Annotated in this window: 18 protein-coding genes; 5 read left to right on the forward strand and 13 right to left on the reverse strand. The window is 58.2% G+C overall.

Annotated features, from left to right (window positions below):
* Positions 1-8: 8 nt before the first annotated feature.
* The gene (locus GRPL_RS17050) at positions 9-446 is read left to right on the forward strand and encodes an HNH endonuclease (protein ID WP_227507592.1); all 438 of its coding nucleotides are present in this window, start codon (positions 9-11) and stop codon (positions 444-446) included.
* Between the two features lie 570 nt (positions 447-1,016).
* Positions 1,017-2,570 carry a peptide MFS transporter gene (locus GRPL_RS17045; protein WP_032698823.1) on the forward strand — a complete coding sequence of 518 codons (1,554 nt, stop codon included), beginning with the start codon at positions 1,017-1,019 and terminating at the stop codon, positions 2,568-2,570.
* A gap of 76 nt (positions 2,571-2,646) precedes the next feature.
* Here GRPL_RS17045 and GRPL_RS17040 read toward each other — a convergent pair whose 3' ends face one another.
* The 3 genes from GRPL_RS17040 to GRPL_RS17030 form a co-directional block, all read right to left on the reverse strand.
* Positions 2,647-3,822, reverse strand: coding sequence for a TCR/Tet family MFS transporter (locus GRPL_RS17040; RefSeq protein ID WP_032698824.1), 1,176 nt, complete (start codon positions 3,820-3,822; stop codon positions 2,647-2,649).
* Positions 3,823-3,849: 27 nt separating this feature from the next.
* The gene (locus GRPL_RS17035; RefSeq protein ID WP_049266593.1) at positions 3,850-4,488 is read right to left on the reverse strand and encodes a TetR/AcrR family transcriptional regulator; all 639 of its coding nucleotides are present in this window, start codon (positions 4,486-4,488) and stop codon (positions 3,850-3,852) included.
* Positions 4,489-4,689: 201 nt separating this feature from the next.
* On the reverse strand, positions 4,690-5,469 hold the full coding sequence (locus GRPL_RS17030) for an acetoin reductase (protein WP_032690828.1): 780 nt from the start codon (positions 5,467-5,469) through the stop codon (positions 4,690-4,692).
* A gap of 197 nt (positions 5,470-5,666) precedes the next feature.
* Here GRPL_RS17030 and GRPL_RS17025 point away from each other — a divergent pair, with 197 nt between their 5' ends.
* Entirely contained in the window at positions 5,667-8,396 is a 2,730-nt protein-coding gene (locus tag GRPL_RS17025) for a winged helix-turn-helix domain-containing protein (protein WP_032698825.1), read from the forward strand.
* Between the two features lie 28 nt (positions 8,397-8,424).
* On the opposite strand, the gene GRPL_RS17020 is transcribed toward GRPL_RS17025, so the two are convergent.
* From GRPL_RS17020 to GRPL_RS17005, 4 genes are read right to left on the reverse strand one after another with little or no spacing between them, the layout of a single operon-like run.
* Positions 8,425-9,897, reverse strand: a complete 1,473-nt coding sequence (locus tag GRPL_RS17020) for an MdtP family multidrug efflux transporter outer membrane subunit (protein WP_172619927.1) — start codon at positions 9,895-9,897, stop codon at positions 8,425-8,427.
* A gap of 5 nt (positions 9,898-9,902) precedes the next feature.
* The gene (locus GRPL_RS17015) at positions 9,903-11,840 is read right to left on the reverse strand and encodes an FUSC family protein (RefSeq protein WP_032698826.1); all 1,938 of its coding nucleotides are present in this window, start codon (positions 11,838-11,840) and stop codon (positions 9,903-9,905) included.
* A gap of 9 nt (positions 11,841-11,849) precedes the next feature.
* Positions 11,850-12,878, reverse strand: coding sequence for a multidrug transporter subunit MdtN (gene mdtN, locus GRPL_RS17010; protein WP_015585795.1), 1,029 nt, complete (start codon positions 12,876-12,878; stop codon positions 11,850-11,852).
* Between the two features lie 6 nt (positions 12,879-12,884).
* Entirely contained in the window at positions 12,885-13,115 is a 231-nt protein-coding gene (locus tag GRPL_RS17005; RefSeq protein WP_369974010.1) for a YtcA family lipoprotein, read from the reverse strand.
* A gap of 310 nt (positions 13,116-13,425) precedes the next feature.
* Between GRPL_RS17005 and yjdI the strand changes: the two genes are divergently transcribed.
* Entirely contained in the window at positions 13,426-13,656 is a 231-nt protein-coding gene (yjdI, locus tag GRPL_RS17000; protein WP_015585797.1) for a 4Fe-4S mono-cluster protein YjdI, read from the forward strand.
* An 11-nt stretch (positions 13,657-13,667) separates the two neighbouring features.
* Positions 13,668-13,940: a GNAT family N-acetyltransferase gene (locus tag GRPL_RS16995; RefSeq protein ID WP_004867312.1), complete on the forward strand. Its 273-nt coding sequence runs from the start codon at positions 13,668-13,670 to the stop codon at positions 13,938-13,940.
* 162 nt (positions 13,941-14,102) lie between these two features.
* Here the strand turns inward: GRPL_RS16995 and GRPL_RS16990 are convergent, their stop codons facing one another.
* The 6 genes from GRPL_RS16990 to fimF all read right to left on the reverse strand — a co-directional run bounded on the left by GRPL_RS16990 (position 14,103) and on the right by fimF (position 20,693).
* Positions 14,103-15,341 (reverse strand): MFS transporter, encoded by a 1,239-nt coding sequence (locus tag GRPL_RS16990; RefSeq protein WP_032698827.1) that lies wholly within the window; start codon positions 15,339-15,341, stop codon positions 14,103-14,105.
* Positions 15,342-15,524: 183 nt separating this feature from the next.
* A complete protein-coding gene (locus tag GRPL_RS16985) occupies positions 15,525-16,748 on the reverse strand; it encodes an MFS transporter (protein ID WP_032698828.1) in 1,224 nt (407 codons plus the stop codon).
* A 498-nt stretch (positions 16,749-17,246) separates the two neighbouring features.
* Positions 17,247-18,695, reverse strand: a complete 1,449-nt coding sequence (locus GRPL_RS16980; RefSeq protein WP_050500292.1) for an EAL domain-containing protein — start codon at positions 18,693-18,695, stop codon at positions 17,247-17,249.
* A gap of 28 nt (positions 18,696-18,723) precedes the next feature.
* A complete protein-coding gene (locus GRPL_RS16975; RefSeq protein WP_032690837.1) occupies positions 18,724-19,629 on the reverse strand; it encodes a fimbrial protein in 906 nt (301 codons plus the stop codon).
* A 17-nt stretch (positions 19,630-19,646) separates the two neighbouring features.
* Positions 19,647-20,150, reverse strand: coding sequence for a type 1 fimbrial minor subunit FimG (gene fimG / locus GRPL_RS16970; protein ID WP_032690838.1), 504 nt, complete (start codon positions 20,148-20,150; stop codon positions 19,647-19,649).
* Between the two features lie 12 nt (positions 20,151-20,162).
* A complete protein-coding gene (gene fimF / locus GRPL_RS16965) occupies positions 20,163-20,693 on the reverse strand; it encodes a type 1 fimbrial adaptor subunit FimF (RefSeq protein WP_032690839.1) in 531 nt (176 codons plus the stop codon).
* Positions 20,694-20,703 lie beyond the last annotated feature (10 nt).

Here is a 20,703-nt window from a genome sequence, read left to right on the forward strand (position 1 = left end):
GCGTGAAAATGTTGGCCAGGACTCTGTACAAAACGGAACCCATAAGCGCCAAACCAGATCGCGATGCCTGGGGGCGCAAGGAAGGCGAAGGTCCGCTGTACCGTCGCATCAATCGCGCAACGAAAGATGAAGATGACGAGGGGTTGTTTCAGTCGATCAACCGGCGGCAACAGGCCACGGCAGAGGAAAAAGACGTGAGTGCCTCTGCTGCGTTCTACCAGTCCAGAGAGTGGCGCGCGCTTCGCTATCAGGCGCTCAAAAAATATGGCGGTGCCTGCAGCGCCTGCGGGCGTTCAGCGGCAAAACATGGGGTGGTCATCCATGTCGATCATATTCGGCCCCGCAGTAAATACCCGCATCTGGCGCTACGCCTGGATAACCTCCAGCTGCTATGCCACGACTGTAATCTTGCAAAAGGCAACCGCGACGAAATTAAATGGCGTTAGCCGCGGACTTTGCTGCTCTTTTTCAGCGCCCCGTTCGGGGTCAGAGGCTCTGCGAAATCGTTGGCTCCCCCCTGAACATATGTGCAAAGCGTAAGGTTTGATACTGCGGCAGCGTCATACTGGCGTCTGTCCAGCCCGCCATCGGTTGCCTGTGCGAGCTCACTCTGTGACTAAATAATCAAGAGCGTGACTTATCGCTACTTTCTCCTGTCGTTAAGACCAACCTCGTATTTACCCTACTTTTTATCGCGTTTTATCTGCAATGCGTATCCGCCATGAGCATGAATATCTGTTTGTCTAACATGTTGTTTATAAACATATAATTGTATTCATTGTTATCATTTGAGATGTCAATCACATTTTGTTGTCAGCCAAGTTTAAATCTATAAAAGTAGACGTTTGTCGACTTTTCATCTAAAAGATGGGGTTGAGGGGCTAGACAAAACCAGAAGCTGGTTATCAAATAGTTAAAAAATATCATGCCTCATGTAAATGATTGGCCAGTGTAAACATGGCTAACACGCTTTCCGCGGTCTCTCTGCACTGCGGTGCATCTTATCTGGAGAAGTTATGCATTCCTCTGTGAATAAAAATGAAAGCCGGACCTTCTTTGGTCATCCTTATCCGCTAGGTTCGTTGTTCTTTACCGAAATGTGGGAGCGATTCTCGTTTTACGGCATTCGCCCCTTATTGATACTGTTTATGGCCGCCACCGTTTACGACGGCGGCATGGGGCTGGCGCGTGAAAATGCCTCGGCGATCGTCGGTATCTTCGCCGGTAGCATGTACCTCGCGGCGTTACCGGGCGGCTGGCTGGCGGATAACTGGCTGGGCCAGCAAAAGGCGGTCTGGTACGGATCGATTCTCATCGCGTTGGGCCATCTGTCGATTGCCCTGTCAGCGGTGTTGGGTGACAACCTGTTCTTTATCGGGCTGATGTTTATCGTGCTGGGATCGGGTCTGTTCAAAACCTGCATCTCGGTTATGGTCGGCACGCTGTACAAGAACGGCGATGCGCGTCGTGACGGTGGATTCTCGCTGTTCTACATGGGCATCAACATGGGGTCGTTCATCGCGCCGCTGATTTCCGGCTGGTTGATTAAATCGCACGGCTGGCACTGGGGCTTTGGCATCGGTGGCATCGGGATGCTGGTGGCGCTGGTGATCTTCCGGGTCTTCGCGGTACCGGCGATGAAGCGCTACGACAGCGAAGTGGGCCTCGATTCAACCTGGAACAGCCCGGTGGCGAAGAAGAACGGCGTGGGCGCCTGGCTACTGGCGCTGGCGGTGGGTGCCGCAGTGATTATCACGCTGATTGCGCAGGGGGTGATTGTGGTTAACCCTGTTGCCGTTGCCAGCATGCTGGTATACGTGATTGCCGCTTCGGTCGTTCTCTATTTCATCTATCTGTTTGCCTTCGCCGGACTGAGTCGCAAAGAGCGTGCCCGTCTGCTGGTGTGCTTTATTCTGCTGGTTTCCGCTGCCTTCTTCTGGTCGGCATTTGAGCAGAAGCCGACCTCCTTCAACCTGTTCGCCAATGATTATACCAACCGTATGATCGGCAGCTTTGAGATCCCGGCGGTGTGGTTCCAGTCAATCAACGCGCTGTTTATTATTCTGCTGGCGCCGGTCTTTAGCTGGGCATGGCCGGCCATGGCGCGTAATGGCGTCCGTCCGAGCAGCATCAGCAAATTCGTCATCGGCATTCTCTGCGCCGCAGCGGGCTTTGGCCTGATGATGCTGGCGGCACAGAATGTGCTGAACAACGGCGGGGCCGGCGTATCACCGTTCTGGCTGGTAGGCAGTATTTTGATGCTGACCCTGGGCGAGCTGTGCCTGAGCCCGATTGGCCTGGCAACCATGACGCTGCTGGCGCCGGAAAGAATGCGCGGCCAGATGATGGGGCTGTGGTTCTGCGCCAGTGCGCTGGGTAACCTGGCGGCCGGCCTGATCGGCGGTCATGTAAAAGCTGACCAGCTGGATATGCTGCCGGATCTCTTCGCGCGTTGTTCGATTGCGCTGCTGATCTGTGCCGCCGTACTCTGCGTGCTGATCGTACCGGTGCGCCGGATGCTGGAAAACACTCAGAACAAAACCGCACAAAAACCGGTTACCCACGCCTGACGGCAACGGAAACGGGCACTCGGTAAGCTGGCGCGTAATGCGCCAGCTTTTTTTTCGTCTGAGGTTGCCAGGCCAGTCAGGACGGCGCGCGGGTACAGCGGTAGATCAACGGTACCGCGAAGACGTAGAGAACCACTACCGATAACCAGATAGCCCCGGGCCACCAGGTACGAAAGCCAAAATATAAGCTTGAGAACACCAGCGGGGCGACAATCGAGGCCAGGCTGACGGTTGACGCCAGCACCCCCTGAAGCTGCCCCTGGTTGTCGGCCTGTACCTGGCGGGTGGCCAGCGCCTGCAGGGCCGGCGTACCGATACCGCCGAGGGCAATCAGCGGCATCACCGCGAAAACTATCCAGCTCTGCTGGGCCAGCGACAGGACTATTAATGCCGTGCAGGAGCAGGCTATCCCGCCCAGTATCGCCCCGCGCTCTCCCAGCAGACGGGTTGCCGGGCCAGGTAAAAATGCCTGCGCCAGGGTCTGACACACCCCGAAGGCCGCGAGCGACAGGCCGATCCATAAACCGTTCCAGTGAAACATATCCTGGCCCCACAGCGCCCAGCAGATGCCATAGACCTCGCCGGTGGCGCTGAGGAAAAAGAACACCAGCGCGATAGTCAGCAGTCCTTTGACGGAGAAGAGCCAGCGCATGGGGCGCAGGGGATTAAGCCCGGCAAGCGCCATTTTCTGCCTGGCCGGCTGGCGCGACTCTTGTAAGGCGAAGAGGGCCAGCAGAACGTTCGCGCCGTTCAGCACCGCGGCGACGAAAAAGGGCAGCCGGACACCGTAATCTCCTAGTACGCCACCGAGCACCGGGCCGATAATAAAGCCTGCGCCAAACGTGGCGTTAAATAGCCCAAAACGGCTGGCGCGTTTCCCGGCGGGCGTAATGTCCGTCAGCCATGCCATCGCCACCGCGATATTCGCGCTGGTCAGTCCGGCAATGGCCCGCCCGAGCAACAGTAGCCACAGATGGCTGGCAAAGGCCATTATCAGGTAGTTAACCACCGCTCCGGCCAGGGAGACCAGCAGCACCGGCCGTCGGCCAAAATTATCGCTTAGCGCGCCAAGCAGCGGGGCGAAGATAAACTGCATCAGGGCATACAGCGCCGCCAGGATACCCATGTAATGGGCGATATCCGCGGTATGCATCACCTCTTTGAGCAACTGTGGCAGAATCGGAAAAATCAGCCCGATGCCCACCGCATCGAGCCAGATGGTCATAAAAATAACGCTAAGGGTTCTGTTCATAATGGCGTTCAGTATTTGCCGCGTGGCTCAGGCATAGGGCGTATCCTGGGCCGCCGCTTCAGCGGCGCGAAATCCGTTTTCCAGCAGTGTCAGAAAGCGCTGGCGAACGGCGGGGGCAAGATGTTCGGGCTGGCGCAGTGCGTCGCTAAAAGCGATACGCCAGCTATTCAGGATGATGCTGGCAATCAGAGCGGCAACGGGATTGTGCTCAGGCGCAGAGAGGCGCGCAGCGAGCATGTTACTGAGCGCCTGCGTCAGTTCGGCAAACTGTTCCAGGGCATATACCCGCAGTGCCGGGCTTGCGGCCACTCCTTGCCAGAAGTCGGCAACCCGCCGATCGATCCTGATAAGCGGATGCTCCTGCTCAATCAGTTCCCGGGTCAGGGCCCTGAACACCGCCACCGGCGCCAGCGTACGGTGACGTTCCAGGGCGTCCTGCAGTAACTGGTGGATTTCGTCGATGCGATCGAAGTAGAGCTCTTCCTTGCGTGGGAAGTAGTTAAATACGGTCATTTTCGATACCTTCGCCGCGGCGGCAATATCGCTTACGGTGACGTTATCAAAGCCCTGCTTGATAAACAGTTCGGTGGCGGTATTGGAAAGCTGCTGGCGCGTAAGGCGCTTTTTTTGCTCACGCAATCCTTCCGCTTTTTGCCGGGTACTCATTGATGCGCTCCCTCAACAGGTCTCTGCTGGCGATTTAATTTTTACCTGGTAAAAGTTTATGATCGGTATAAAATTAAATCCAGCACTTTTGCTGCTGCGTTGACACAGGGCGAGTACGGTTACGAATGCTAAGAGAAGAGAGGAGACAAAACGGAGTGGGCGGTTGACCGGGCTGGCACAAATGACAACCCGGGTCGAGGATTAACGGTAAACAATCCCGCCATCGATCAGGATCGACTGACCGGTAATATAGTCGGAATCCGGGCCGGCCAGATAGGAGACCAGGCTCGCCACATCGTCCGGCGTTTCCGCACGGCCGAGCGCAATCCCTTCCACATATTTTTTATAGGTCTCACCGACCGGCGCACCGGTAATTTCGGCAAAACGCTTATCGATTTCGGTCCACATGCCGGTCCCCACAATCCCCGGGCAGTAGGCGTTCACGGTGATCCCGCGGCTGGCATACTCTTTCGCCGCCGCCTGGGTCAGGGCGCGAACGGCAAATTTAGTGGCGGAATAGATCCCCAGCAGAGCAAAACCGTCGTGTCCGGCAATGGAGCAGGCGTTAATGATTTTGCCGTTTTGCTTACGGTCGATGAATTTTTTCGCCGCGGCCTGAATGCCCCATAGCGTCCCCTGAACGTTGATACGCATGATGCGATCGACCTCTTCAGGGGTCACGTCGGCGAGCGCCTGCACCTGGGCAATCCCCGCGTTGTTCACGATGATATCAAAGCCGCCCAGCTCTTTTTCCGCCCGATCAATGGCGGCATACACCTGGTCACGTTCAGCAATATTCGCCACGAAGGTGGCGGCCTTACGGCCCAGCGCTTCAACTTCGGCGGCGACCGCCGCAATCCCTTCCGGGTTCACGTCGACAAGCATCAACGACGCACCCTCTTTGGCCAGACGTAAAGCAATACCGCGGCCAATGCCCTGACCGGCGCCGGTGACTAATGCAACTTTATTTTCGATAGCCATTTCTGTACATACCTTGTACTGATTAAGAAACGATGGATGCCTGATGGAGAAAAGGTTCGCTGCACGCAGGCGCAGGCCTGGCGTACTGCCCATCGGCGGCAAAGGATAAAACTACTTTATAGGTATGGATAAACGTGGCCTACCCCCCGGTTGGGGGGGATAATGGCGTATGCACGGGATGAGGAGGTTATGGCGCTATGGAATTATTACCCCCGAGGGATGACGCATTGAGCGGGTTTGTTCATCAAGAACCGTTCCGCCTTGCGCGCACCTTGCCGCTTATCGCGACTCGCTTTACGCCGCCGCGCTCACCGGGGGTATTGCAGCCGCGCGATCGTCTGCTGCAGCGGCTGGACGCCGCGCTCACCAGCACGCTGACGCTGGTATGCGCCCCCGCCGGGTTCGGCAAAACCACGCTACTGGCCCAGTGGTATCAGCATCGGCAGCAGCAGGGCGATACGCTGGCCTGGCTGAGCCTTGACGAAGATGACAGCACGCCCTTGCTGTTTATGCGCTATCTGCAGGCGGCGCTGCGACCGCTCTGGCAAGCGGCGAATACTCTGCCGGAAAGCGCCCCCGGAGACGACTTCCGGCTGTTTCTCGCCGGGCTCGTCAACCAGCTGCACCGTTATCCGATTTCGCTGTCTCTGATCCTCGATGATTACCAGAATATTGCTCACCCGGAGATTGATGATGGTCTGAACTGGCTGCTGAACCATGCGCCGCCGTCTCTGCATCTGATTATTGCCAGCCGCAGCCAGCCGCACCTGGCGCTGAGTCGCCTGCACATGGAGGATCGGCTGGTGGAGATCGATGACCATGCGCTGCGGTTTAATGCTGAGGAGGCCAGAACCTATTTTGCAACGTCGATCTCCCCGGCACCGGACCCGCAGGAGATTCCGCGCTTGATTGCCCGCACGGAAGGATGGGTTGCCGGTATGAAAATGGCGGCTTTAGCAAGCGGCAGCGCCCATTGTTGCCCGAGCGACGGCAAGCTGAATACCACCTCCCGCGCCCTCTTTCGCTATCTGGAAGAGGTGATCTTTGCGCCATTGCCCGCCGGGGTATTGGACTTTCTTCTGCAAACCTCAATACTCAACCGCCTGCATCCATCGCTGTGCGATGCTGTGACCGGGAAACGCAACGGGGAAGCCATGCTGGAATGGATAGCCCGGCACAATCTGTTTCTCTCGGCCCTCGATGCCGACGGGTTCTGGTTCCGCTACCACCCGCTGATGCGCGAAGCGCTGCTGTATCGTCTGCAGCACAGTGCGGAAGTGGATATCCGCGTGCTGCATGAACAGGCCAGTAACTGGTTTGCCGGCCAGCAGCTGTGGGCAGAGGCGATTCGCCATGCGCTGGAAGCCGGGAAAACGGGAGCCGGGCATGCGGAGGCCGGCGTGCAGTCGCTGGCGGAAGAGGGCGATATCGAGACGATGGTGCGCTGGATCCGCTATCTGCCGGCAAATCTGGACCCTTCCCGCATCGAGCTGCAAACGAACCTCGCCTGGGCGCTCGCGCACCGCTTTCGTTTCCACGATGCCCGCCAGCTGCTGGACGCCATTGAGTCGCTGGCGGTCGCCAACCGCAGCGCGATGGCCCACAGTTCGTGGGTGAAGCTCCGCGTCGTTCGGGCGATCTGCGAAGCTTTCGCCGATAATATTGCCCAGAGTATTGCTATCGTGGAACCGCTGCTGCACGAGGTGCCCTGCGGCGATATCTGGGTGGATGGCCTGGTGTGCAATATTCTCAGCTACTGCCATCTGGCGAACGCCCGGCCGCAACAGGCGCTGGATGTCCAGCAGCGGGTGTCGGGTGTGCGGGTGGCGAACCGCAACCTGTTCGTGGAGGTCTACCGGGCGTTTGTGATGGCCCAGGGATACCTGCGTCAGGGCAATCTGGCCGAAGCGCAGCGGCAGGCTGGGCGGGCGCTCCAGTATGCTGAACAGCAGACCGGCCCTCACTCCAGCAGCGGCGCCACCCTGGCGCCGATTCTGGCCGAAATCGCCTGGGAGCAGGGGGAAGTGCAGCGCATCCCCACTCTGCTAACGCTACGTCTTGAGATGATCGATGACTTTTGCCCGCCGGATGGGTTTAGCCGCTGCTATATCGTGCTGGCGAGGCTGGCGCAACGTCATGGTCAGACGGATGAGATGACATCGCTGCTGCTGCATGCCGAAGGCCTGGCGGTTCAGCGTGGATGGCTGCGGGCGCAGGCGCCGCTGCTGGCTGAGCGTATTGCCAATGCGCTCCACGCAGGCGATCGCACGGCGGCCGACAGTTTGCTTCTTCGCCTTCAGGGGCTGACCCTCGGCGCGGAGAAAAATGATGTGGTCAGCGCCTGTTTAACCCTCAGTCAGAGCCGGGTGCTGATGGCCGGCGGACAACCGCTGGCGGCGGCGCGGCAGCTCGATACGCTGGCCGCTGAGCAGGAGCGCGGCGGCGAGTGGCTGTTTGCCGTACGCCTGCGGCTTATTCAGACCGTCGCCCTGTGGCGCGCCGGGGAACGGGAGAGGGCGATAACGCTGGCGATCCCGACGCTGCGTCGCGCTTTTCAGCAGAAGCTGTGGCGCAGCCTGTTTGATGGTGGAGAAGAGATGGCCTCATTACTGGCGGCTATCCAGCAACGCGGGGGGCACGACGAGGTCTTCAGCGACGCGCTGGCGCAGCATCTCGCCAGATTCAGCGCTGCCGGGATCTTGCCGACCATCAGCCGTCGGGCGCCCGCGCAGCTTCGCCTCACCGAGCGGGAGCAGCAGACGCTGGGGCTGATCGCCGAAGGCTACTCCAACAAAGAGATCGCGCGGGCCCTGGGAATTACGGCCGAAACCGTGAAGTGGCATCTCAAGCAGCTGTACGAAAAGCTGCAGGTCAATGGCCGGATTCAGGCGGTGAACCAGGCGCGCGAGTGGCAGTTATTCAGCTGACCCCGCTCGCCGGTACGCAAGGGGCGCCTCAGCGCGTCTCTTTCCCCAGATTCTCCAGCGCCGGGCCGCGGTAGTCTCCGCCTAATGCCTTAATCAGCGTAATGTCGCTGCTCAGCCGCTGCGCCTCGATATCCAGCAGGAGCAATTGCTGGGCGATGACGGGCCGACGCGCTTCCTGAGCCGCATAGTAGCTGACCAGCCCCCGCTGATAGTGGGCGCTGGCGCTGCGGGAGGTGGCCATGGCGGCCGTCACCTTCAGCTTCTGCAGCACCACCTGCTGATTAAGATCGTTCAGCTCGCTGGAGCCGATCGCCACATCGCGCACGGCATCCAGTACCGCCTGGTTGTACTGTTTGATCAGAATATTGCTGGCGGTACGGACCGATTGCAGATTGGCATTCAGCCGGCCGCCGTCGAAGATCGGCAGATACAGCCCCGGCAGCAGGTTGATCTGCTGGAAGGACGATTTAAACAGATCCCCGACGCTCAGGGCGTTGTATCCCCAGAAGGCCTTGATATCAAAGTGCGGGTAAAACGCCGCCTTCGCCGCATCGACCTGGCTTAATGACGCCGTGACATAGCCGCGCAGCGCCTGGAGATCCGGGCGGCGGGCCAACAGTTCAAAGGAGAGCGAGTCGGGCAGCGTTTCCTGTAGCGTCGGCAGGGGGACCGGGTGGATCTCCGGCATGCTGTGCGCATCGGCGCCGATCAGCGCCCGCAATGTTTCCCGGTACTGCGTCAGCGTCCCGTTTGCCGTAATGACCTGCTGCTGCGCCGCCAGCAGCTCGGCCTGGGCATTGGCGATATCCACGCTATCCTCAACGCCGCGCTGGGTACGGTGCTCATGGGCCTGCACAGAGAGACGGGCAATCTCTTCCAGCTGATTCAACAACGTCATCTTCTGGAAGGTGGCCTGCATGGCAAAGTACAGCTGCGCCACGCTGCTGGCGAGATCCAGCTCGATTCCCGCCGTTTCAGCCTGACGCGCATTTTTCTCGCCAATGGCGGCGGCAACGCGGGCGCGATCGGCACCCCATAAATCAATATTCAGCGTGGCACCGACGCCGACGGTGTTCAGGGTGTACCACGGACCGTTTTTATCGACCGGCAGCGAGTAAGAGTAGGGCCAGGTGAACTGCTTGTTGGTAACCCGCAGCCGGTTCTGGGCCGCCACGGCGGTGGCCTGGACACCCATTGCCGACTGCGCCAGTTCTACGGTGGACTGCGATTGCGCAATCCGCAGCCGGGCGGCCTGCATGGTCGGGGAGTTTTGCAGCGCACGGTTGACCAGCATATTAAGCTGGGCATCGTGATAACCCTCCCACCATCTGGCTGCTGGCCAGCCGCTGTTGGCCAGGTGAATCACCTGCGCGAGTTCAGCCTGCTGCGGGTTCACGATAGTGACCTGGCCCGGATCGTCCTGAATTAACGCGCAGCCGGTGACCAGCGTCAGGACGAAGGCGAGCGGTGAGTAGCGCAGGAAGCGGGCTGCGGTGTCCATTTTTGTCATGACTTATCTGCCTGTCGCAAAAGCGGTGAAGGTGCGGACGACCAGCTCGGTAATGTCGTCAGCAGGGTGACCAGCGGGGGGCCAAAAGGATTACCGGGGGCGGGTCGAAGCTCGCCGAACGGCACGGGCGCCCGCTGCTGGTCGATATCATCGGCATAGGCCTCGAGCGACCCGGCGCAGTGGCGCAGAACGGTATCTTCCGGGGCAGCGTACAGCCGGTACCCTTCGCTGAAGCGTACGATTTCGAGGGCCTGCGTCCAGGTGGCCTTCACCGGCCAGGTTTTTGCCTCGGGATGCGGGTGAGCATAAGCATTCAGCGGTTCAGCCGCCACCCGATGCATCAGCGTTTCGGCGCTGTTCAGGGCGTGAAACAGCGGCACTAATTTTACCTCATCGCGACTGGCGCGCAGGTCATCCGCAATCCGCCGGTAGAGATCGGCCAGCCGCGATTTGAGCTGCGGGGCTTCGCTATCCGGCCACAGGTAGAGATGGACAATCGAAGAGACCAGCACGCCGAGTAAAATACCGATGACGCGATCGCGCAGCTCGGTCAAATTGGTCAGCGGGCCAAACCAACTGAGAAACGCCAGCGAGAAGGTAAAGCCTATCTGAATCCCTGCATAGGCGATGCGTTCAGACCCCGCAGCTATCCAGGCCGACAGCGCCATCACCGGCAGAGTCATCGCCAGCAGGCCGACGAGTGATTCGGTATGCGGCTGAATAAAGACGATCATTAACAGCGCCAGCAGGGTAGCGAGCAGAGCGCCGCCTGTTCGCAGCCAGGTTTTCTGCAGCGTTGCGCCGAGCCCCGGCTGGGCGACAATCACACAGCTGAGCATAATCGTATGGATCCCCTGCCAGTCGGCGGCGGTATAAAAAACGTAGCACAGTAGCGTTGCCAGCAGCGTTTTGAGCGCGAAGTGCAAATACGCGGGGTTCGACCAGGCGTCAGGCAGCAGCAGGGGGGCTTTTTCCTCTTCGCCCGCCGGCAGCGGCACCGGTTCGCCGCGCGCCAGCCGGCTCAGCGTGGTGACCATCTCCTGCAAAATTACGCCGTTCGCCGTATCCCGCGCGCTGGCCTCCGGCAGGGTTGCCGGAAGCGTGCTGACGTCCAGATTCTGCGCCAGCGTCGAGAGCGCGGCGGCAAGCTGCAGACGCCCGGCGGAAGGGGATGCTTCCGGCTGCAGCAGCGCGGCCAGATGATAGCAGTGAAGCGTGGCGGCCATCAGGGATTGCCACGCCTGCGGGCTATCGGCTATCTCGGGGCTGGAGCGGGTCGCCTGCTGATACAGAGACTGAAGCTGGGCGAACTGTTCGGCAATTTCTTTGAACGTCGGCGGAGAACGGGCGTCCGGACGAGCGAGAAGCGCCGCCACCTGGCGGAGCAAGAATACCATCCTCGCTTTGAACTGATAGCCGGGAAAAGCCTGCTGAAAACCGGCGTTGACCAGCAGCGTGACCACGATGGCGAGGTTGATGACCACCCATAGCCAGAGCAGCAGACGTACCAGAATCTCACTTTGGCTGGTCATCGAAGGGAAAGTCTGTGCGTAAATAACGACCAGGGCGACCACGAAAAAGGCCAGCCCCAGCTTGCCCAACACCCGCATCAGATAGATGGCGCCGAAAAACAGCGTTACCGAGGCGACCAGGCGGATCAGCGGATAGTCATAAGTCCATTTGATGATCAGCAGCACGCAGCCCAGCGCCACGCTGACGGTGAGGAAAAAGACCACGCTCACCAGCTTTATCATCAGCACATTAGGCTGGCTGACGTAAAACACCACGATCAGCGCCACGGCTAAAAAAGGGATCTGCAGGGTCATAAACAGGACGATCAGCACCGCGCAGCTCAGGGTCAGGCGCAGGGTGTAGTTTGCTCGCCCCGGCGCGTCGCGGAGTTCCCGGTGCAAAAATGACCAGACGTTCTGCATAGCGCCTCCTTACTGAGGCTGAAGAACGGCGCTGGCAGAGGCGCCCATACGGAAGAGTTCAGGGTCAGGATCTTTCACCGCGATCTTCACCGGGAAACGCTGCGAAACATGAACCCAGTTGATGCTCTTCTGAATAATCGGCAGACCTTCAATTACGCTCCCGCCTTCAGGCAGCACGCCGGAGCCGACGGAATCGACTACGCCGGCGAACGATTTATCATGATTGGTCATGATGGTGACTCTGGCCGCTACGCCGGGGCGGACATTTTTAAGATCGGTTTCGCGGAAGTTGGCGATGACATACCAGCGGTCGTCATCCATTAAGGTAAATACCGGTTTTAACGCCGAGGCGTACTGGCCGACGGTGGTTTTCAGCGCCACCACCACGCCGTTAAAAGGCGCCCGGACTTCGGTAAATTCCAGGTGCAGTTCCGCCAGCGCGATCTGCGCCAGTATCCCCGCCCGCTGGGCAACCATGGCATCAACGCCGGTAACGGCGGCCGAAGCCTGTTTCGCTTGCAGCAGAGTGGCGTCGAGTTCCGCGCGGGCGGCTTTTTCGGCGGTTCGCGCCTGGTCGAGATCTTCTTGTGAAGCAAAGCCCTGCGGGACTAACGGTTCAAGACGCGTGCGTGACGACGTGGTCTGTTTTACCAGCGCCTTCGCGCGTTCTACCGCGGCGGCGACGGACTGGGCGTTGTACTCCTGCGCCTTAATTGTGCGCCGGGTCAGCATGATTTGCGCATCCAGCGTGGTCAGCCTGGCCCGGGCGTCATCGAGCATCGCCTGATAAGGGCGCGGATCGAGACGAAACAGCAGATCGCCTTTTTTCACCCGCTGGTTGTCGCGGATGGGCATCTCTACGATCCGGCCGCTCACTTCCGGCACCACGTCGATGGTATCGGTGTAGACGTAGGCGTCGTTAGTTTCCGGCGAGGTCTGAAGCTGCCAGATAACCAGGATAAGCGCCACGATCGCGGCGAGGACGAGGGCCAGCAGAGGCCACTTTTTCCGTAATACGCTTGGGCTGGAGTTTGTCATAGGGGCTTAGTAAACAAAGAAAAGGAACCACAGGAGCGTGGCGAACAGGAACATCAGAGCCAGGTAGCTGAATACCAGCGGAGAAAAACGTGATTGCCAGCCTTTGCGGACGATCAGGATATGACAGGGAATGAGTAACAGCACGCCGCCCAATAAACAGAAAAACCAGCCAGGAAATGCGGCGCCTAATACCGGAATCGCTGGTGATAATGAACAACCAGAGAGAAATAAGAACATGAATAATAGCACCGGACGTGCCAGCTTCACTCGATAATTCAAAGGATAATTCCTGAGCGCTCGTACCATTGTGGAGTGAGTTTAATCGCCCTTTCGGGGAAATAAAAGCAAAGGGAAGAGACGGGCTGTCTATTTTAGGGGGACGTCAGTGCCGCTCCCGCAGGAAAAGTGAATATAAAATCGTTTATTTCGCATCAATGCGATAAATCTTATGACATATATGAAGGTGATTTTTGATCTCACCATAGCTGGCGTTCCGCGGCGGGGCTATGCTTAGCTGCTGAACAAGAAAAATAACTGAGGCAATGTCATGGATAAGGAATTACTGGAGGCGGGCTACCGCGCATACACCGGCGAGAAGATTGATGTCTACTTCAACACGGACATCTGCCAGCACTCGGGGAACTGCGTTCGCGGTAGTGCAAAACTCTTCAACCTGAAGCGTAAGCCGTGGATCATCCCGGATGAAGTGGATGTTGCCACCGTCGTGCGCGTGATCGACACCTGCCCGAGCGGCGCCCTGAAGTATCGCCAGAAATAAGTGAGGAAATGATGGAAATACTGGAAGGCCATAACAAGTTTTACGTCAACGATGCGGCAGGGAATCAGGTCGCGGAAATTGTGTTTGTTCCCACCGGCGAGCATCTCAGCATTATTGAACATACCGATGTCGATGAGAGCCTGAAAGGACAAGGTGTAGGCAAACAGCTGGTAGCGAAAGTGGTGGAAAAGATGCGCGGAGAACAGCGTAAAATTATCCCGCTATGTCCGTTCGCGAAACATGAGTTTGATAATACCCGCGAGTACGATGATATCCGGGCCTGAAATAAAAGCACCGGTCTAAGCCGGTGCTTAATTTTAGATGATGAAGGGCTCCTGCATCCGGGGTGCCTGTTATTGGCGATGATGGCGAATAATATTCTTGCGCCAGCAGGGTTTCGGCATGCCGCCTGACGTCTGAAGTCGCGACCGGGAGCATTTCTGTCGTCAGCCCGGCCCTTCATTTTCCAGCTTCTGCCTTTTGCGCAGGTGTGGGAAAATGGTCATCCATATAGCCACTACCACCAGCGTGCCAATCCCGCCAAGCGCCGCGGCCGGTACGGCGCCCATCCACGCTGCCAGCAGACCAGATTCAAACTCCCCAAGCTGGTTTGAAGTATTAATGAAGATGGCGTTCACCGCATTGACCCGGCCGCGCATATCATCAGGCGTATCCAGCTGCACCAGCGCGCCGCGAATCACCATGCTCACCATATCAAACCCGCCCAGCGCGGCCAGCGCCAGCAGGGAAAGCCACAGCTGAGAAGAAAGCGCAAACACCAGCGTCGCCAGGCCAAAGCCGGCCACCGAGGCGAACATGATCAGGCCCACGTTCTTTTCCAGCTTGTGGCGGCTGAGCCAGACGCCGACCAACAGCGCGCCGACCGAGGGCGCGCCGCGCAGCATCCCCAGTCCCCAGGGGCCGGTATGGAGAATATCCTGGGCGAAGATCGGTAACAGCGCCGTCGCGCCGCCAAGGAGGACGGCAAACAGATCGAGCGAGATCACGCCCAGCACATCTTTTCGCTCGCGGATAAAATGCACGCCGGCAAACAGGTTAGTGAGATTCATCGGCAGACGGGTTTGCGGCGGCCGCTCGTAGCGCAGCTGGCTAACCAGCACAATAGAGAACAGATAGAACAGCGCAGATACGGCATACACGACTTCCGGACCCGCCACGTACAGCAGACCGCCAAGCGTTGGGCCGATAATGACCGCCGCCTGTCCTCCGACGGAACTGGCCGCCATCGCGCGCGCGAGGATCGGCGGCGGCACCAGGGCTGGCAGCATCGAGGTGATCGCCGGCCACTCCAGCGCTTTTGCCACCGAGATTAAAAAGACCAGTCCCCAAATCTCAATCTTGTCCGCCCAATGCAGCAACGTCAGCGCGACCAGTCCGAGTAACGCCACCCATTCAATGAACTGGCCAAGCAGCACAATCCGCCGCCGATCGAACTGATCCGCGAGGTGTCCCGCAGGGAGAGCCAACAGGACCGAGGGTAAGAATTGCATCAGACCGATCATCCCGAGCGCCATCGCGCTATGGGTGATGGCATAAATTTGCCAGCTTACGGCCACCGAAAACATTTGAAAACCGAACGATGAACAGGTGCGCGCCAGCCAAAAGGTGACGAACGCCCTGTGCCGCAGCAGTGAATCATCCGCTGCGGATACCTGTGAACCCATAGTCTTATCCCATTTAAAGCCAATATTCCGGCCAGCATCGTCGTACCGGCCTGGTGCGAAGTCCGTCAGGGACTTTTATTTTTTTTACCGCCTGACAAGGTGCGATATCTTGTGAGTTCGGGCAGTGGCAAGGCGTGCGCTTTGCCACCTGGACTTAGCGTAAACTTGAAGGCGAGGTTGACTTTATTTTGTGTTGCTCATTCGATTCAACCAGAGCAAAACGCCGACCGCTCCCAGACTGAACAACGAAACACTGTAGAGTGCGTTAAATGCGCCAAAGTATTGCGCTATCACGCTGGTTATACCGGTGGAAACAGCGGCGGTCAGTACCTGTCCGCGCCATGCCATCGCACTGGCTTTCGCAACGTGTGTTTGCGGGAAGTTTCTAAGAATACCGAAAGTACCCAAAGAAAATACAATATTCGATGCCATATGCGCACTGAAGATCAGACTTAGCCCGACGCAGGGATATCCGGCGGATAGGGGTAATAAAAAATAGCTTCCGATAAATGTCCCCAGGCATATAAGCAATATGCCGTTATTCGCGCTAAATTGCTGCAATTTACGGGCATCAAGCATGAGCGGCCCGCAGAGCTGCCCCAGGCTGCGCGCAAAAAGTAGCGGTAATGCCAGTCTGGCTGAATCCTCAGGCCGGATTTCTTGTGCCAGTGCAGGTAAAAGCGCCATTGCTGGTGATCCCACAGCGGCAAGTGCGGGTAACAGCATAATGCTTCTTTTTTGCAAGGGAGATATGGCGTGCCAGAGCGGTTTCTTTCGGCCAGACGTAGCCTCTGCAGGTTGCGGTTGTGCTCCGCGAAAGGTAGAAACGGACATCATAAGCAGAACCACTGAAGCCGTAAAACTGAGGGCATCAATGGCGAGTAGATGCACAGGCGTAATCAAGTCAAACAGGAGAACCCCCAAGCCGGTACCCAACAAAACCTGTGAGGCAAAAATGATGGTTTCCATGGCCGTTGCAGCAGGGAGTTGATCATGACGTAATCCGCGTTTAAACAATAACGTCAGCGCCGGGTAGCTTATGCCGCTGAACAGTGCTTCCGCACACTGCACGACCAACAGGGCCGGGACGTTATGATGCAGCAAACCATACAATGGAAAAACAAGCGCAAGCAGACCAAGTATCTCAGTAAAAATCAGGATCAGCAGTGGTGAGGTTGTCTTACACAGCATTTCGCCCCAGATGCTGCCAACAAAGCTGGGCAGCATCGATAGCATATACACCAGGGTAAGCGTTGCAGAAGAAGCCTGCCAGTGTAAAAGCTGGCCGAAAATAATGACCTGAGTAAGCCCATTGCCCAGCGATGACAGGATATAGGCAAAACCAAGCAGGCGTAGCCAGCGATGGCTACGCAGTGCGCCAATGAGCGCAAACAGCAACGTGTTCATGCAGAAAGATTCTCATCTTAAATAACAGAAACCCACGTAGCCGACAGGCAACGCGGAAGATAAGCACTGTTAAAAAGAGAAAATCGTTACATCGGAAACGGTACGCTACTGGAAACGGAGATAACACTTTAGCACAGAAAAAATCAGATAATGCCCTTGAAGTTGAATACCCACTCCTCGCTCAAACCTACCCTCGGACTCATTGCTTCTGCCGTCAAATGCCTCTTTGAAATGTGCCGTCGATCTCACAAGGTGAGCGGCCTGATACGTAACCAGACTGAGAAACGGAGACGGCTGAGCAGCCTCGCCCCGCTACCAACAGCCCGCTGCTGCTCATCAAGAGCTGGCGGACTACCCCCGTAATTCCCGCCGCGCCAGGGGTTCTGCCATCGATCCCAATGGCGGTTTCAATCGGCATCGGGGCTGAGGCTTAACGGAGAATCCCGACCCGGATGGCCGGGGTTTTTCATGCAGGACGGAGCTGAAAATGGGCGGGATTTACCCGGCAATGCTGGTGGGATAGCGCCCCGGCGAAAAACGCTGAATAAGATCCGCCAGATTATCGCCGGTGATCGGCGGTGAGATCAGATAGCCCTGAAAGCGATCGATCCCCAACGCCTTCAGCATATTAAATTTTTCCAGGCTATCGACCCCTTCGGCAATGCAGCGGCTACCGGAGAGCTGGCAGTAGTAGATCAGGCTTTTGATCAGCGCCAGAGCATGGGGATCCCGCTGCAGATCGTTCACGATACTGATATCCAGCTTGTACTCATTAAAGCGCACGGTGCGGACCGGAAACAGGACGCTGCTACGCGAAAAGCAGTCGTCGAGCATGATGCGAAAGCCCTGCTGCTGTAAGCGGGCGATCGTGTCGCCCGTTTTACTGTGACGATTGAGATCGACAGTTTCGGCAAATTCCAGTACCAGCCTCTCCCCCTGCTGCGGTTCCTGCAGCTGCTGACGGGCCGCCTCCATCATCCGGATAATGTTGGCGTTGTTGGCGATGACCGGCGGGATGTTAACCGCGAAATAATAGTCGCCCGGATATTGATTGATATTCTGTACGGCCTCCTGCAGGACAAATGCCGTGAGCAGCAGCCAGGCATACTCCGAGCGTATCTGCGGCAGAAACTCGCCAGGCAACAGCACATCGCCATTGCGTCGCCAACGCGACAGCACTTCGATGCCCTGTAATATCAGGCGGCCATCGGTAATGGGCTGAAACACAGGAAAAACTTGCCGGCAGTGAATGGCATGGATGAACTCGCGTTCAAAAGCGGAGAGCGCGGCAACCGCGCTCGTTTTCTGTCCTTTGGTCTGGCTGCCGGGAAAACGGCTGGCCAGATGGGGATGATGTTCCACCATCTTTTTCAGTCCTGAGCTTCTCTGGGTGTAGAGGGTTTTGTGGCTAAGCCCCCGACGTTGCGCCTGATGATTGATGCTGAATCCCCGCAGCCAGTCCAGCGCGGTGCTCAGTTCCGGTTTGCTCACGCCGGCGGCCGGTTTAGCGCAGATGACACTCTCCTGAGACGCCAGCTGCGCCAGCAGGGGATAGCTTTGTCCGGCGTCGGGGCTGAGCAGTGCCGCCAGCTGTCGACAGGGTAAATCAGAGGCCACGGCCCGTACCCTGGCCAGATGGCGCGGCTTGCCGACCTGATGTAACAGCGTTTGCCACAGCCAGTTGGCCGGGCTGCGGCTGAGGATCAGCATCGGCAGCGGAACGGCGCTGTGTTTCAGCAGCAGCCCCGCCTGTCGCAGAGTGAGCAGCAGCCAGAACGGATCGTCGGGTAAAAAAACCACGATACGCCTGACGGTCACAATATCGGGGATTAACAGCGCCTCGTGAAGCTGAGGGAACAGGTGCCTGGGCCGCAGCAGACCGCCGTCGTCCATCATGGAAGAGAGCCCCTCGGCGGCGATCGCACAGGGCGAAAGAATATAGTCCACCGGCGGGGAGGCCTGCGTCGCGCAGCCATTACTGGTAGACAAACGTCACCCCAATAATGGACTGCACATTACCTGCCGTCACCTGACCCGTGGTTCGCGCATAGGTGGCGGTTAGCCCCAGATTGACCGGCGAAGTACCGACCGTACCCAGCGACACCGTGCTGTTGGCGGGCACGATGCTGCCGTTACGCGTCATCTGTACGCCAATCCCCTGCGCCGCCGATGTCGAAGCGGTATTGCTGAAGATCGAATTGGCGGTATCGGCGGTGGTGCCGGAAAGGTAGTAGCCAAGATTCTGGTTTTGCGCGCAGTGCACCGTCACCGGAACGGCCATAGAGCCAGGGTAATCCGGAAGCGTTACCGTAACATCGCGAGCGGAGACATCGCAGCCGCCGGTCGGCACCACGACATCATTGTTGGCGTAAATGTTCCAGACAAACTGATAGGAGTCGCTGTTATAGTTGTTGGTCTGGTGAAGAATGAGCACCGCGATCAGGGAACCGGAGGTGATCGCCACCCCGCCAGCGGTGCTGACCGGCGTCAGATAGAGCACGGTAGGCCACGGTTTATCGGTGGTTGAATCATAGATGACCCGCGCGGTTTCCGTGGTGGTGGGGAAGGGGTAGGAGGTACCGTTGTACTTTACGGTGCCGGAAAAGCTCGACAGCACCCCGCCATAGGCGGAGCCTCGTTGCAGGGTCACGTAGTCGGTAATGGTTTGCGGATAGTCGTTATGGCAGAAGATTTGCGTGGAGAGATCGACCACCAGGTTCTGCCCGACGTTCACCGCCGGCGTCAGGTTGACGTAGACGTTCGCGCTGCCGCCGCCGATGGGGATTGTCGCCCCGGTCGCGGTTTTGCAGGCAAAGGACCAGGCATTAACCGACCAGCCCAACAGCAGCAGCGTGGTCAACAGGGTAATCATTTTTTTCATCAACTTACTCTCCTGATTCAGGCGTAGGTGTAGGTGACGCTAATCACCGCCTGAATGGTTCCCTGGGTGGCGCCGCCGTTGACCGTCAAGGCTCTGACCTGCAGCGGGAAGCGGGCGGACTGCGTGGAATCATCGACCTGGACTGATTTAGTGGCGCCGTTGTTCAACGTCGTTCCGCCGTCATCCTGCAGCTCCAGCTGGATATTGCCGGCGGTGCCCTGGTTTTTGTAATACCCGGTGGCGTCTGCGGTGCCGCTAAAGCTGGCGGTGACGCGCGAGGTGCCGACGGGGCAATTGCTCAGATCGAGCGACACCCCGTGCCAGGCCGAAGCGGCGCCTGCCGAGACCAGGCTAAAGGTATACAGGTCGCCGAGATCGACGGTGGCATTCGTGGTCGAGACCGTGCAGGGTTTGGCGACCACTTTGCCGTTAACGGTGATCGTGATATCGGCCGCCTGTAGAGGAGAGCAGGCCAGTATCAGCGCGCTCGCCAGAAGCCATTCTCGGGGAATCCATTTCATCTCAACCTCCGGTTACTGAAATTCCAGCGTGAATGTCGCTGTCGCGTTGACGTGCCCGGCGGTAACCGGCACCTGGGTGGCCATCAACCGCGCATAAAAGTTCAGGGTATTGGTCTGCCCGGGCGTCAGCGTCGTCCAGGCGATTGCCGTTGAGGGGGCGTTCAGCGGCAGCATCGTCTGCTGACCATTGAGAATCTGCACCCCCATGCCCGCCGCGGCCGACGCGCCGCTGTCCAGCTTCAGCAAGCTGGTGTTGTCGTTATCCGCCACGCCGGTGAAGCCCACTTTGACCGCAGTCACCGAGCTGCCGCAGGGCGACAGCACGATGCGAAACGGCACCACCGGCGTTGTCGCGCCGATGGTGTTGAACTGCTTAGCGGCGTTATCCATCAGGTCGACGGTAAAGTCTTTCGACTCGCCCGCCACCGCGCAGGCGTTATCCCGGACATATCCGCTGATGGTAATGGTACTGTCGGCCGCGAAAGCGTTGGCGATGGTCAGCGACAGCACGGCCCCCAGCAGATACAGCGATTTGGTCATCATTATTTCTTCC

This window comes from Klebsiella planticola ATCC 33531, assembly GCF_000735435.1.
In the GTDB taxonomy this organism is placed as follows: Bacteria; Pseudomonadota; Gammaproteobacteria; order Enterobacterales; family Enterobacteriaceae; genus Klebsiella; species Klebsiella planticola.